Origin of the sequence: Paenibacillus sp. JQZ6Y-1, from assembly GCF_040719145.1 — a bacterium.
Classification (GTDB): Bacteria; Bacillota; Bacilli; order Paenibacillales; family Paenibacillaceae; genus Saccharibacillus; species Saccharibacillus kandeliae.
This window is the reverse complement of the sequence record NZ_JBFDUZ010000003.1, coordinates 190,781-204,887: the sequence shown is the minus strand read 5'-3', so window position 1 is coordinate 204,887 and position 14,107 is coordinate 190,781. Positions and strand designations below refer to the sequence as shown.

Sequence of the window (14,107 nt, the reverse complement as noted above, 5' to 3'; positions counted from 1 at the left end):
TTCGAGCCGCTAACAATCAGGCGAAATTCATAATGACGCCACGCACGGCAAGCGAAATAACGAGCAGACCGAAGACAACAAAGCCGATACCCGCTGCCTTGCTCGTCTGTTTGAAAAATTTGCGTCCAAGAATGACCATCATACCGCCGATGACAGCTAGTACAAGCGAAATCACCACGCGAAGAATCAGATATACACCAATGCTCAAGCCGTAAACCTCCTTTACAATATAAGCATATGTCCGCATAGCAGACCTCATAAATAGGCAAACACTAGGCAGAAACGAATAATGATCTATTCAGCCCCAAGGCTGCCATTGTATTACGTTTGATTTGAAATAACCCAATTTAAAGCAGTTTGCTTCACTTCTTTATACTATACGACAAAAAACATCGCATTTGCCCTATAAAAGTTGAACAATTAACAACATTGACAGCAAAAAAGCGCCTTTTCCGTGCATCATAACCGATACAGCGGAACAGGCGCTTTGTGCATATGGCAGAAGGTGCATACAATCGAGGAATATGCTTCATTGAAATGATGATATTTCCTTGCGCGATCAGAATGCCACTACAACTCTAATTGATTTGTTTATAGGTAAATCTATTTACAGCTAGCGTAAATTACAGCTTCAAGTTACTGCTATGTCCCGGAGACAGCTTCGCATCAGGATCAACATATACTTTTGCATTGTTGATCGCCGTTGGTGCTTCGCCAAAGCCGACAGCAATCAGCTTCAATTTGCCCGGATATGTCGTAATGTCGCCAGCAGCGAAGATACCTTCAACGTTGGTTTCCATACGGGAGTCAACGACGATGGAGTTTTTATCGATCTCGATTCCCCATTCCGCGATTGGACCGAGGGAGGAGAGGAATCCAAAGTTAACGATCACATCGTCCACTTCGATTTCTTGCGTTTCTTTCGTTTTTACATGAGAAAGGGTAACGCGCTCAATTTGTTCTTCGCCATGCAGCTCGATGATTTCCGTTGGCGTGATTACTTTCACACCCGAAGCCATCAGATTCTCTACACTGTGCTCATGAGCGCGGAACTTGTCGCGGCGGTGAATCAGTGTGACTTCGGCTGCGATAGGCTCCAGCATCAGTGCCCAGTCGACTGCGGAATCGCCGCCGCCGCTGATCAGCACTTTACGTCCAGCGAAACGGCTCAGATCGCTGATAAAGTAGTGCAGATTTTGCTTTTCAAATTTGTCCGCGCCTTCCAGCTCCAGACGACGTGGTTCGAATGCGCCAACGCCAGCAGTAATGATCACTGCTTTGCTCTCGTGGGTGCCTTTATCGGTAGTCACGACAAAGTGACGATCCCCTTTTTTCTCCACGCTGATTACTTTTTCCTCCAGTCGGATATCAGCGTCGAACAGGTTCATCTGCTGTTGCAGGTTGTTAACCAGCTCTTGCGCTGTCACTTTCGGGAAACCGGCGACATCATAAATGTATTTTTCAGGATAAAGGGCAGCCAGCTGTCCGCCCAATTGTGGCATACTTTCGATCAATTTCACGGATGCCTGACGCATACCGCCATAAAATGCGGCAAACATGCCCGCAGGACCTCCGCCAATAATAATAATATCAGTACGTTCTCCGGTGGTTGTAGATGTCACCGTGTACACCTCCATAAGGGTTAAATGATTGCGGCTTGTAAGCAGCGCATAATGCAATAATGTTCTGTATATATAGGATTGCGGATGACGAACTAACAGCGATTCATCCGGTCAACACCAGTCTATTCATTATAAGTCGAGTGAGAACGATTTTCAAAGGAAAAGAAAAGGTACTAATTACAGGTGGTGGATCATAGAGAGGTATACCACTTCCTACATACGAAGTATGGATCGGCACAAATATCGAGATAGAGTGGAGTAGAGAAATGCCGCTTCTACCGCATAACAAACGAATAAACGTCCATTTGACGACGGAAAAAGAATAAAACGTGAAAATTGCAGATAAAGTCAATTTAACTCTTGATCTTTTGTCTGAAAATCGCTATCATTTCAGTTGTGTCGATATTGGTTTGTGACAGAAAACGAACATTTTTTTGAAAAAAGTCAAAATTTTTTTGAAAAAAGAAGCAATAAAGGTTACAATGTTATGTGAGATATAACATAGTACTTTTATTGAAACGCGTATCTCTGCATACTGTTGTGTATATTTTCACAATTATACAATCGTTGCAGGAAAGCTCGTTCACCCGGAATACAGCCCATACTTTGCTGATTTCCGGTATTTTTGCAAACCGGTATCGGAAGTATGGTTAATAATGAGTAGATTATTTTCAATTACCTATAATCGAACAAATCTGGAAGGGGAAAACTGACATGAGTAGCATTCCAAAAATCGTCATTCTGGGCGCTGGTTACGGCGGTCTGATGACAGCACAACGTCTTCAAAAAGAACTGAACTATAATGAGGCTGACGTGACACTGGTTAACCGTCACGACTATCATTACTTCACTACGCATCTGCATATGCCTGCTGCAGGTACCGATGCAGAGGAGAACGCACAAGTAGCAATCTCCAAACTGGTTGACGAATTCAAAGTTGATCTGGTTAAATCCAACATCAAACAAATCCTGCCACAAGAGAAAAAGGTTGTTCTGGAAGACGGTACACTGTCTTACGACTACCTCGTTATCTCCCTGGGCGGCGAGCCGGAAACATTTGGTATTCCGGGCATGATGGAAAATGCGATGATGATTCGCAGCATCAACTCCATCCGTAAAATCCGTGAGCACATCGAAGGTCAATTCGTAGCTTACAAACAAGATCAAAAACCAGAGCGTCTGAGCTTTGTTGTCGGCGGTGCCGGCTTCACAGGTATCGAGTTCGTAGCCGAGCTTGCTGATCGTGTCCCTGAACTGTGCCGCAAGCACGGTATTGATCGTTCCCTCGTTAAAATCTACAACGTGGAAGCAGCTCCAACTGCACTGCCAGGCTTCGATCCAGAGCTGGTTGAGTATGCAATGAACGTTCTGAAAAACAAAGGCGTTACTTTCAAAATCGGTATTGCGATCAAAGAATGTCAGCCTGACGGCGTAGTCGTTGGCGACGATCTGGAAAAAATCCCTGCCAACACTGTTGTATGGACAGGTGGTATCCGTGGTAACCGTATCGTAGAAGAAGCTGGCTTTGAGAACATGCGTGGTCGCGTCAAAATCGACGAGTACCTGCATGCACCAGGTCATGACGACATCTACATCATCGGCGACAGCGCCTTGATGTTCAACCCAGAAGGTCGTCCGTACCCTCCAACTGCACAAATCGCTATGCAACAAGGTCCAGTAGTTGCACAAAATATCGTAGCTTCGATCCGTGGTCAACAGCCGAAGAAATTCGTCTTCCACAACAAAGGTACTGTAGCTTCCCTGGGTAAAGGCGAAGCAGTAGGTATCGTAGGCGACCGCAAGCTGAAAGGCTTCGTAGCTGCACAACTGAAAAAAGTAATCGATATTCGCTGGCTGTTCATCATCGGCGGCGTATCGCTGGCACTGAAAAAAGGTAAATTCTTCTAAGATGCGACATTGCAGCGTTCAGGTGCGCGGTCTACTCACACGCGAGGAGTTGGACCGATATAACGGTTTAATGGAAGTCGGCGGCTTTCTGGAGGATCAGAGCAAGTATGATCTTGCTTATATCATCCAGCAGGAAGTGGATATTCTCATTCTGCCAGCCATCGAACGGCTCAAGGACAAAAGCCGTACCCGTGATCGGGAGGAACAGGATTATCTGGCTTCCCGACAGGACGGCTCTGCCCTAGATGCTGACTGAATATCGTGCACGACGCAATCAACAATAGCTTGCTTCAAGTAATTGTTGATACCAGCAAAGCTCCATCTGAAATGAATATAGCGGATGATACAAAAAAGCAGGTTTTCCATTATCGGAAAACCTGCTTTTTGCTGTTCTATATGATAATTATGGCTTAGCGTTAAGCCGAGCGGCGGAAGAAGCCGTCTTTTTTACCTTTAGGTGTCTCGTTGCTTTCTGTTTTGTCGGAAGGTGCAGCATTTGATGCTGGAGTCGCATCGTCTGTGCTTTCCACTTTGAATTGTCCAATCTCTTGCAGCAGCAGGTCGGCGCTTTCGGTCAGATTGCGGGACGATGTAGAGATGCTAGAAATGGATTGTGTTTGCTCCAATGTGGACGAAGCTGCTTCTTCGGTTGCAGCTGCACTTTCTTCGGCAACAGCGGCGAGACCTGTAATTACATCGGAGACGCGAGCGGCGCCGGACTGTACATCGTTCACACCGGACAACACGAGCGTGATGCGAGAGATAATGCCGTCTACCGATTCGCGAATTTCGTCAAAGGAAGCTTTGGTTTCGTTCATCGAGCCAAGCTGCTGTGTATTGGTGTCGCGGAAAATACCCAGCACCTCGGTACTTTGTTTGCCTGCTTCTTGCAGCTCGCCCAGCAGACGATTGATGTCTTCGGCGGAACCAGCAGCTTGTTCAGCTAGCTTTTGCACTTCGCTAGCAACGACAGCAAAGCCGCGTCCATGTTCACCAGCACGTGCTGCTTCAATAGAAGCATTCAGCGACAGCAGATTTGTTTGGCTGCTGATTTCACGGATAACTTGTGTGATTTTGGCGATCTCATCCAGCTTGTGCAGCAATAGCGTATTGGACGATTCGACGCGTCCCGTCGCTTCTTGACTCGCTTGCGACAAGGAGGACTGACGGGCAATGGCATCTGTACCGCGTGTCATAGCTTCGTTGACACTGCCGATCATGCTGGCAGCTTGTTCGGCATGACCCGATACTTTATCCAACGAGGATGTCATATCGCCAACCATTTCTGCACCGCTTTGGATTGATTCTGCTTGTTCATTGGCGCCACGGGCAATTTCTTCGATAACGGTAGAGATTTGTTGCGCAATATCCCCGGAATTGGCAGCATTGCGGTGCATTTGCTGGGAAGCGTCGTTCACGCTGTCTGCCGAACCAGAAACGGTACGGATCAAGCCGCGCAGGGAGGTAGACATCGTATTGAATGCGGTGCCGAGCTGGGCGATTTCGTCTTTGCCTTTGACGGTAACCTGTCTGGTCAGATCGCCTTCCGCCATTTTTTGTGCATTTTCTTTGAGTTTGATGAGTGGTTTTACGATGCGAGTTGCACTAATCACAGCAAGTGCGACGAGGATGATAGTAAGTGCAATCAGCACAAGCGCGATATTATTGCGTAATTTTACATATTCAGCAAACGCGTATTTTTCGGAAATGGAAGTCGCAATGACCCAGCCAGTGTCAGGTAGCTTTTGGAAGTACATCAGCTGTGGATCACCATTATAGCTGTATGTCACATTGCCAGCATCGCTTGCTAACAGTGTGGCAGCGATGGATTTATAGTCTGCTTGTTCAGACAACGGTTTGTTGACAAAATCTGCATTTGGGTAGGACAATACGGTCCCTTTGCCATCGAGCAGGAAGCTGAAGCCACCCGGTGTTTTGATAGAGTTGATATAGTCGGTAATGGTGGAGAGGTACATATCGGCAGCCAGAATACCGGCAAAGTCGCCATTGGCATCTTTCATTGGCATAGTCATGGGTACGGAGTATTTGTTACTGCTCATATCGAGATATGGATCATTAACTGCAAGCTTACCAGCAGCTTTGCCGTTGATATACCAAGGACGTGTGCGAAGGTCGTAACCAGCTTCTGGTACCCAGCCGCTTCCATCTACAAGCTTATTATTGCTCAGACCGAGATACATATCGGAGATATTACCGTTATTATATTCATTTTTGTAAACGGATAATTGTTTGACAGTAACTTGATCGAGTGGAATATTATCTTGAATGTAGCTACCCATCGTTTCTAATATTTTTCGATTGGTATTAACCCATCCTTGGGTTTGACTGACGGCGCTTTGAACAGTGTTTTGTAATTCATTGTGAACGGACTCTGTAGCTTCGCCCTTGATCGCATATAACGCAATTCCCCCCACAGGTACAGCGATCAGCACGACGGCAGATACGACAAGCAAAATCAATTTGAATTTCAATGACATAAGCGTTCCCCTCTTTTCACGGTCATCTAGTTTTGCTGACGTTCTGTCTGAGAAAGTCGATGTAAATCAGCTTGTTGTTTATATCGTCTGCTGCTCTCTGAAAGATTACCTTTTTCGACAAAAATTTCTATAAAATCAATGTTTCAGTCTCCTATTTTGTAAAAATATAGTAAATCATAGGATATAAACGAGAATGATAGGTAGTATCGCTTACTATTTTGCATGATTATGTAATATTACAATAATATACACTACAAAAAATGCCTTATCGTTTTTCCGTCGATGGAAAGGAACGATAAGGCATCGAAATTGCTATACAGAAGTAAGGATTACAGCTTGAGCATGTCGTCGAATTTCTGACTATTCAGCAGGCTACCAACATAAAAGGCGCCAAATTCGCCAAAGCGTGCGCTGGCTTCATCAAAGCGCATTTCGTAGACCAGCTTTTTGAATTGCAGAGCATCGTCGGAGAACAAGGTAACGCCCCATTCCCAGTCATCCAAACCGACCGAGCCGGTAATGATTTGTTTTACTTTGCCAGCGTAACTGCGTCCGATCAGACCATGGCTACGAATCATCTCACGGCGTTCTTCCATTGGAAGCATGTACCAGTTGTCGCCCAGATTGCGCGTTTTGTTCATCGGATAGAAGCAAATATAGCGTGAGCCGGGTAGTGCCGGTTTCAGACGGGCAACGACGTGCGGATTCTGCATCGGATCTTCGTCGCTATTGCCAGCCATATAGCTGCTCAATTCGACCACGCTCACGTAGGAATATGCTTTTTGCGTAAACTTGGCGAAGGCTGTTTTGTTAAATTCCGTTTCGATCTCATTCAGCTCTTCCAGCGTCTCGCGCAGGTGCATAAAGACAAAGTCCGCTTTTTGACCGACAATGCTATAGGTCGCAGTGCTACCGGTGCCTGCTTCACTAATGCTATTCCACTGATCCAGCAGCACATTCAGGTCTTCCAACGCGCCAGCGCGCTCTTCGTCATCTGTCGCTTTCCATGCTGTCCAGTCGATGGTACGGAAATCATGCAAGGCATACCAGCCTTCCAATGTAGCTACAGCTTCATTCATATGATAATTCACTCCTGTAATGGTTGATAAAATACATTTATTTCGGATCGCCTGTCTACTACGACTTAGGTAAAAGGCAAGCAGAGAGACAGACGAAGCATGCAAAATCTAACCACTCCATTGTACCGCAAGCACATGGACAGGGCAATTGACTTCACAGTCTGTTCATGCTTGTTTCATTGTCTACAAAAGAAACGTTGTAGATGAGAATATGCTGTTCAGCTTAACGTCGCGGTGATTGTAAGGAAACGCAAATACCGGATCAACACAAAAAAACAGGCGATCTGGCGTATGTCGGCAAACGATGGATATTCAGCCCGAGCGACGATGATTTTGTCGCGAATTTGAACTTCTTTTTGCCGCCTGCGCGATTGGTTTTGTGGTAGAATGAAATTCCGCATTATGAAGCGCAAATAGAAGGGGGGCGGACTATGCGCATCAAGAATTTACTACATTTTACTGAAAATCATCGTTACTGCGTATACCGGGAATTCGGCTTGAGCAGTCTGGACGAACGGATGCTGAATCTGGTGTACCAGCCGCTGACTGGCGCTTTTGCCATCAGTTTGTATCGGTTGCTGTGTGAGCAGGTCGATGCTCGTCGAGTCGGATATTCCGCAGCTGAGCAGCAGCGCGGACTGTTTCTGACGCTTGGCTTGGAGCCAGGAGAGCGGGGACGCAAGCAGCTGATGGAGCAGGCTTCGCTACTAGAAGCGGTCGGTCTGTTGCAAACGAGCCGTGTGTATTTTCCAGAGCAGGATGATTATATATATGAATACGAGCTTCAACCGCCGCTATCACCGGGCGAGTTCTTCCGAACCCAGCATCTGACCTTGCTGCTGCGGGACAAAATCGGCAAATTTGCTGTGCTGTCGCTGCGGGAACAGTTTTTTGCACCACAGCCGGAAGGATGGGAGCATCCATCATTGCAGCGGGAAAATATCTCGCAGCCGTTTTACGATATTTTCGAATTGAATACGCATGTGATCGACTACGAGCTGGAGCAGGCACTGACTGAAGTGACCGCACAGCCGCGCAGTCGTCAGCATAAAGTAAGCGAGGAAGATCTGATCAACTATGCGGATATTATCCGTTACTTCCCGCGTGGCTCCCGCAATCGAGCGCAGGTGGAGCAATTACGTTTCCAACCGGAGCAGATGAATGTACTGAGCTATATCGCCTACAAATTCAAGCTGGATATTCAAGACATCTGTCGTATGTTGGATGAGGATGGGGTATTTACTTCCGCTGGGGAGCTTGCTGAGGAAGAAATCCAGCGCCGCGCCAATCTGCAATTTCGACAAGGCAAAAAGCGTACCGAGGAACGACAGATTTATGAAGCGAAGGTCGTTTCGCTGCGCAAACAGCAGGAAGCCGAGCAGGCTGCCGAGACCGCCGAAAAGCCAGAGCAGACACAGGAGTTGCCAGTCGAGTACGCGGTAGAGATGGAATACTATCTGGAGGTACCGCGCCAGTTTACTGGCAAATGCGATATCCACCAGTACAATATGATGCTACGCAATCATCCGTACACAAGAGTGCTGGAAATGTTCTATCCCGGCAGTGTACCGAACAGCATTCACGATATATTTGAACATATCGATATTAATTACAAACTGCCTGAAGAAGTGATGAATGTACTCATTCACTATCTGCTGGCAATCAAAATGTCGCAGCCCGGCGAGCGCCTAAGCAGCAAATTCGTCGACTGGATCGTGACCAATATGCTCAACCAGCAGGTCGACACATACGAAAAAGCCGTCCGCTACGTACGCGAACAGCAAAAGCTCGACGTTCAGCTTAGTGATCCTGCACGCGGACGTGCAGCTGCTGCCGGTGGCAAACGCGCACCCGGTCGCACCTACAACCGCAACGCCCGTCCCAAACCGGAAATCCCAATCGTCGAAAATACCAAAGGCCAACCATCCGGCATTTCCGAAGAGGAACTCGCCGAAGTTATGCGCCTAGCCGAACAAATGCAATCCGGCAAAAACGGAAGCTAAACTCCCACAAGCAGGCCGCACCAGCCTCCAATCTCAGGCTGCCGCAGCCTGCTTGTGCCCATTTTGCCACCAAATAAAACAATAGCCCATCCCACAAAAGAACAGTACAATAAAAGAACGGGAAAAGAGCAACACCCGTTCGATATTTTGAAAATATTCCGTCTGATCAGGAAAGTCATACCCAATATTACACCAGTTCCAATGGCTTCTAACAGCTTCTAAGTAGCCTACAAATGGCTTTACTTTATGAAGTAGAATAACCATGCCCAACCTAGATACAGACATTCACAAAGAACCACCCAGCATCAATCGCCCTTTTCATACTACTCCCCACAAGTGGGGATTGCTTTACACCTTACAAGCACCCAAATAAACGCTTTGCACGGAGCGAAGGAAAGGGAATGAAGGCAAAGGACGACTTTGGAGCGCGGGAATCTACAAGTAAATCCCATTCCGTAGATTCCCGCGGCTCCACCGGAGTCCGTGCCTTCATCCCTTTCCGAAGCGCTGTTCCTCAACAGCACTCATCTCCACCCGCTTCCAAACAATGCAAAGTAAAACACACCAAAACCATTACATTTGAAGGGAGCCAACCACCATGGAATCCATCGGTGATCTGCTGCGGCAGATGAAAAATTCTCGTTTTCGGGAACAATCGAATAAAATTGCCGCACAGCTGCTCGGCGACCCGCTGGTACTGGAACTGCGAAGCAAGCACCCAGATCTGACCGATCAGGAGCTGCTGACCAATTTAAGTAAACTGTATCAATACGTCGGGGATCGGCGTCATTGCGATAATTGCCCCGGACTGGATAAATGCCCGAATGATTTTCAGGGACATTATACAAATCTGGTTGTGCAGCCATCCGAGAATGGAGCGCGTCTGCATGAACGCAAAACGCCCTGCCAGAAGCAGCTTGTGCATCAGCACGAACTTCAAGTACGCGAGCGCATTCGCAGCTTTTATGTGGATGATCGTGCACTGAATGAAGGCTATAACGCTGTCGAGATCGTATCCAAGGATATGGAGCGCGTACCGGCGGTGAAGCAAATTTTTAATTATATTAATGGAGTCAAACAAAACGGTCTGACTGACAAAGGGCTGTATCTGGTCGGGCACTTTGGTACAGGCAAAACCTTTTTGATGTCGTATATGCTGCATGAGCTGGCAAAAGTCGGTTATACCGGCGTGATTGTATATATGCCTGAATTTGTGGAAGATTTGAAATTCATGATGCAGGATAACAATCGACTGAAGGAAACGATTGAGATGATGAAAAATACGGATCTGCTCATCTTTGATGATATTGGCGCAGAGAATCTCAATCCGTGGGCGCGCGACCATGTACTCGGCGCGATTCTCAACTATCGGATGGAGCGAAAGCCGACCTTTTATACCTCGAATTATTCGCTGGAGGCATTGCTACAGCATCTCAGCTTTACGAATAAAGACGGCGAGGAACGATATAAAGGGGAGCGTCTGTTGAATCGGATTGCGCCTTTTGTGGAAGTGGTTAGTGTGAGCGGCGACAATAAGCGCGGCAATATGGACACGTTTTAATCCAAAAGCTGGATTATGATTTTCTGATGAAGAAGATTCCTTTTTTGTGCGAAACGATTATAATAAAAAAAGACATCTTTTATAACATAGTTTCAAATTGGATATAACTTACTAAAATAAAGTTATATATTAAAAATTCGTATTTATTGTTTCGGAATGCGGTTTTCTGTGTTATAATAGTGTTGTAATGACAGCATTCGTTGTTTAAATAAGTAATATTTCAAATAAATGTATTCATGAGGAGGATTTTTCCATGGCAATCGTTAATGTATCTGATCAAACGTTCTCAAACGAAGTGGAAGGACAAGGCACAGTACTGGTAGACTTCTGGGCACCGTGGTGCGGACCTTGTAAAATGCTAGCTCCAATTCTGGATGAGCTGTCCACTGAACTTGGCGACAACGTAAAAATCGCTAAAGTCAATGTTGACGAAAACCCTGAATCGGCTTCCCGTTTCGGCGTAATGAGTATCCCAACAATGATCTTCTTCAAAGACGGTCAACCAGTTGATAAAGTGGTAGGTCTGAACTCCAAAGACTCCCTGAAATCGATCCTGGCAAAACACCAATAATTCGCATCTCATTCTTGAATGTCATGCAATATGATACGGCAACTGTCCATCTGGGCGGTTGCCGTATTTTTGTCGTGTGGGCGTCATTGTTGTTTGCTGTATGCCTTTATCCTTCATCATGGAATGGGTGGATTGGATAGATAGGGATGGATTACTGAGAGTCTATTGTTTTATAATAGAATAGAACATATGTTGCTATATCAAAGTAGATCAGTGCTATAAAGCATGTGAGAATGTTGATGTATAGGATAGAAATGGTCAAGAAGAGGATATAGCATATGTATCCGCAAGCGCGCGGCAAGTACGCCGGATGCGGTTAATAGGTAGTAGTCATCATTTTGGCGATTGCTGTTCTTTATAGTGCTATATGGAACAAGCTATCTACCCGAACGAACGATGATAACGGTAATTCCGATACAACAGAGAAGCAGGTCGATGCGAGGGGAGTTACCTTCTTTTATAGACAGGTGAGGTTCTTCGGCAGAATCGGCAATCTGCGTACAGAGACAGAAAGGAGCAGTCTATGGATTCGCACTACGAAACAATTCAGGAACAGGAGCATGCGATGGATAACATTCGCAATAAGCTTGCACTGCTGCCTGATCTGCCGGGCTGTTACCTGATGAAAAACCGGGAAGGCACGATCATTTACGTCGGTAAGGCGAAAATTCTCAAAAACCGTGTCCGCTCTTATTTCACAGGCAGTCATGACGGCAAAACACAGCGTTTGGTCGCGGATATTCGCGATTTTGAATACATTGTTACTGGTAGTAATATGGAAGCACTTATTTTGGAGTGTAACCTGATCAAAACGCATCAGCCCAAATATAATGTTCTGCTCAAGGACGATAAAACCTTTCCATATATCAAGATTACGAATGAAGCTCATCCACGGCTGGAAGTGACGCGCCGAGTGCTGAAGGATAAGGCAAAATATTTTGGACCGTATCCGAATGCGTTTGCCGCGCAGCAGACGAAAAAGCTACTGGATCGGATGTACCCGCTGCGTAAATGCAAAGTAATGCCGAAGGAAGTTTGTTTGTATTATCATATGGGGCAATGTCTGGCGCCTTGCGAATATGAAGTGCCAGAGAAATCCTATGAGGATATTCGTCAGGAGATTACACGTTTTCTGAGCGGTGGTCATGAAGAGATTAAGAAGGATTTGCAGCGCAAAATGGAAGAAGCGGCGGAGGATTTATATTTTGAACGTGCGAAGGAATTGCGCGATCAGATTCGCCATATTGATGCGTTGATGGAAAAGCAAAAAATCACGATGGCAGATGCCAAAGACCGCGATGTGTTTGGCTTTGCTGTGGATAAAGGTTGGATGTGCGTGCAAATTCTGTACGTGCGTCAAGGCAAAATGATCGAGCGTCATGCGTCGGTCTTTCCTTTTTACGGCGAGCCATACAATGACTTTATGTCGTATGTGACTCAGTATTATAGTGATAATCCGGCAATGCCGCAGGAAATTATGCTGCCCGCAGAGGAATTATTTGTCGATCTGAACAGAGCGGATGATGTGGCGTTGGATGCTGCTGAACAGCAAGGGTTACATGATGTTGATGTCGACCGTAACGACGTAGCGACTGGCTTCAATGATGTAACGGAACGTGTCGCAGAGCAGGGTGAGGCATATGCGATACAATCGGCTGCACAGCAGGCTGAGGAAGCACAGCAGCATGACGAAGCTACGCCGGAAGATTCGGACAGCTCATCTGCCAATCCAAACCAGACATCATGGCTGCGTATTGATGCGCAAGAATTGGCTGCTGAGGATGCTGATGAAGAAAGCGCTGAGCAGACTGCCTTTGAAGCGGCAGCGGCTTCTTATACAGGTACAGAAGACAACGTGAACGCTTCTTCGGTTTCTAACGAAGCAGCAATTCAAGCGCCGGATGGATCGGATGAAGCTGGTGCTGTCGAAGGCGAAGCTGCTAATCGTGGCAAGGATTCTATGGATGCAATTAGCAGTGCGGCATTATTACAGCAATGGCTGAGTGTGAAGGTGCTGATCCCACGCCGTGGTTTGAAAAAGCAGATGATTACGATGGCGCAGGACAATGCCCGCGTTTCGCTTGACGAGAAGTTCCGTTTGATTGAACGCGATGAGGAACGTACCTCCAAGGCTGCCGAAAATCTCGGTCAAGCGATCGGTTTGGAGAATCTGCACCGGGTTGAAGCGTTTGATAACTCCAATATTCAGGGGACTAATCCCGTATCAGCGATGGTCGTATTTGTAGATGGTAAGCCTGCGCGCAAAGAATATCGCAAATACAAAGTACGCACGGTAGAAGGCTCCGATGACTATGGCACGATGCGTGAAGTCATTCGCCGCCGATATGAGCGTGTGCTCAAGGAAAATCTGGAGATGCCTGATCTGATCGTAGTCGATGGTGGGAAAGGTCAGATTTCATCGGCGATTGATGTACTGCAAAATGAGCTGGGCTTGTTTATTCCGGTATGCGGTCTGGTCAAAGATGCGAAGCACCGTACCGCGCAACTGATGATTGGCGATCCACCGGAAGCGGTTAAGCTGGCACGCGATAGTCAGGAATTTTACCTATTGCAGCGGATTCAGGACGAGGTTCACCGATTCGCGATTACATTCCACCGTGAGCAGCGCGCCAAGTCAATGGTCGTCTCGCAGCTGGATAGTATTCCGGGCATCGGGGAGAAGCGGCGTAAGCAGCTGCTCAAGCATTTTGGCTCGGTGAAAAAAATTCGTGAGGCGAGCATTGAAGATTTCCGCCCGCTGTCGATTGGCGATAAGCTGGCGCGCACGATTTTGGATGCGTTGAAGGAAGAATAGGAATAGCATGAAATGTGCTAGTTGAATGGACTATAAGAATGACACGAAGA

The 14,107-nt window shown here is 46.7% G+C and carries 11 protein-coding genes; 6 read left to right on the top strand and 5 right to left on the bottom strand.

All coding sequences use genetic code 11. From position 1 onward, the window contains the following. Positions 1 to 16: 16 nt before the first annotated feature. The gene (locus ABXR35_RS17135; RefSeq protein WP_367063155.1) at positions 17 to 208 is read right to left on the bottom strand and encodes a hypothetical protein; all 192 of its coding nucleotides are present in this window, start codon (positions 206 to 208) and stop codon (positions 17 to 19) included. Positions 209 to 623: 415 nt separating this feature from the next. After that, complete coding sequence (locus ABXR35_RS17130) at positions 624 to 1,622, bottom strand: NAD(P)/FAD-dependent oxidoreductase (protein WP_367063153.1); 999 nt, start codon at positions 1,620 to 1,622, stop codon at positions 624 to 626. A 714-nt stretch (positions 1,623 to 2,336) separates the two neighbouring features. Between ABXR35_RS17130 and ABXR35_RS17125 the strand changes: the two genes are divergently transcribed. Further along, positions 2,337 to 3,530: an NAD(P)/FAD-dependent oxidoreductase gene (locus tag ABXR35_RS17125; RefSeq protein ID WP_367063151.1), complete on the top strand. Its 1,194-nt coding sequence runs from the start codon at positions 2,337 to 2,339 to the stop codon at positions 3,528 to 3,530. Between the two features lies 1 nt (position 3,531). Then, a complete protein-coding gene (locus ABXR35_RS17120) occupies positions 3,532 to 3,786 on the top strand; it encodes a hypothetical protein (protein ID WP_367063149.1) in 255 nt (84 codons plus the stop codon). Between the two features lie 160 nt (positions 3,787 to 3,946). Here the strand turns inward: ABXR35_RS17120 and ABXR35_RS17115 are convergent, their stop codons facing one another. Together ABXR35_RS17115 and hemQ are read right to left on the bottom strand one after the other, a co-directional pair. Beyond that, positions 3,947 to 6,028: a methyl-accepting chemotaxis protein gene (locus tag ABXR35_RS17115; RefSeq protein WP_367063147.1), complete on the bottom strand. Its 2,082-nt coding sequence runs from the start codon at positions 6,026 to 6,028 to the stop codon at positions 3,947 to 3,949. Between the two features lie 329 nt (positions 6,029 to 6,357). Next, the gene (hemQ, locus tag ABXR35_RS17110) at positions 6,358 to 7,107 is read right to left on the bottom strand and encodes a hydrogen peroxide-dependent heme synthase (protein ID WP_367063145.1); all 750 of its coding nucleotides are present in this window, start codon (positions 7,105 to 7,107) and stop codon (positions 6,358 to 6,360) included. A gap of 431 nt (positions 7,108 to 7,538) precedes the next feature. Here hemQ and ABXR35_RS17105 point away from each other — a divergent pair, with 431 nt between their 5' ends. After that, entirely contained in the window at positions 7,539 to 9,110 is a 1,572-nt protein-coding gene (locus ABXR35_RS17105) for a replication initiation and membrane attachment family protein (RefSeq protein ID WP_367063143.1), read from the top strand. Positions 9,111 to 9,143: 33 nt separating this feature from the next. Here the strand turns inward: ABXR35_RS17105 and ABXR35_RS17100 are convergent, their stop codons facing one another. After that, positions 9,144 to 9,395, bottom strand: a complete 252-nt coding sequence (locus tag ABXR35_RS17100) for a hypothetical protein (protein WP_367063141.1) — start codon at positions 9,393 to 9,395, stop codon at positions 9,144 to 9,146. A gap of 313 nt (positions 9,396 to 9,708) precedes the next feature. Between ABXR35_RS17100 and dnaI the strand changes: the two genes are divergently transcribed. The 3 genes from dnaI to uvrC all read left to right on the top strand — a co-directional run bounded on the left by dnaI (position 9,709) and on the right by uvrC (position 14,057). Then, positions 9,709 to 10,671 carry a primosomal protein DnaI gene (dnaI, locus tag ABXR35_RS17095; RefSeq protein ID WP_367063139.1) on the top strand — a complete coding sequence of 321 codons (963 nt, stop codon included), beginning with the start codon at positions 9,709 to 9,711 and terminating at the stop codon, positions 10,669 to 10,671. A gap of 253 nt (positions 10,672 to 10,924) precedes the next feature. After that, a complete protein-coding gene (trxA, locus tag ABXR35_RS17090; protein ID WP_367063137.1) occupies positions 10,925 to 11,242 on the top strand; it encodes a thioredoxin in 318 nt (105 codons plus the stop codon). A gap of 523 nt (positions 11,243 to 11,765) precedes the next feature. Beyond that, a complete protein-coding gene (gene uvrC / locus ABXR35_RS17085; protein ID WP_367063135.1) occupies positions 11,766 to 14,057 on the top strand; it encodes an excinuclease ABC subunit UvrC in 2,292 nt (763 codons plus the stop codon). Positions 14,058 to 14,107 lie beyond the last annotated feature (50 nt).

What these genes read in the sequence shown, in the direction of transcription:
- dnaI (WP_367063139.1), top strand. Translation starts at nt 9,709, where the DNA reads ATGGAATCCATCGGTGATCTGCTGCGGCAGATGAAAAATTCTCGTTTT.
- ABXR35_RS17100 (WP_367063141.1), bottom strand. Translation starts at nt 9,395, where the DNA reads ATGTCTGTATCTAGGTTGGGCATGGTTATTCTACTTCATAAAGTAAAG.
- ABXR35_RS17120 (WP_367063149.1), top strand. Translation starts at nt 3,532, where the DNA reads ATGCGACATTGCAGCGTTCAGGTGCGCGGTCTACTCACACGCGAGGAG.
- hemQ (WP_367063145.1), bottom strand. Translation starts at nt 7,107, where the DNA reads ATGAATGAAGCTGTAGCTACATTGGAAGGCTGGTATGCCTTGCATGAT.
- ABXR35_RS17125 (WP_367063151.1), top strand. Translation starts at nt 2,337, where the DNA reads ATGAGTAGCATTCCAAAAATCGTCATTCTGGGCGCTGGTTACGGCGGT.
- ABXR35_RS17105 (WP_367063143.1), top strand. Translation starts at nt 7,539, where the DNA reads ATGCGCATCAAGAATTTACTACATTTTACTGAAAATCATCGTTACTGC.
- uvrC (WP_367063135.1), top strand. Translation starts at nt 11,766, where the DNA reads ATGGATTCGCACTACGAAACAATTCAGGAACAGGAGCATGCGATGGAT.
- trxA (WP_367063137.1), top strand. Translation starts at nt 10,925, where the DNA reads ATGGCAATCGTTAATGTATCTGATCAAACGTTCTCAAACGAAGTGGAA.
- ABXR35_RS17115 (WP_367063147.1), bottom strand. Translation starts at nt 6,028, where the DNA reads ATGTCATTGAAATTCAAATTGATTTTGCTTGTCGTATCTGCCGTCGTG.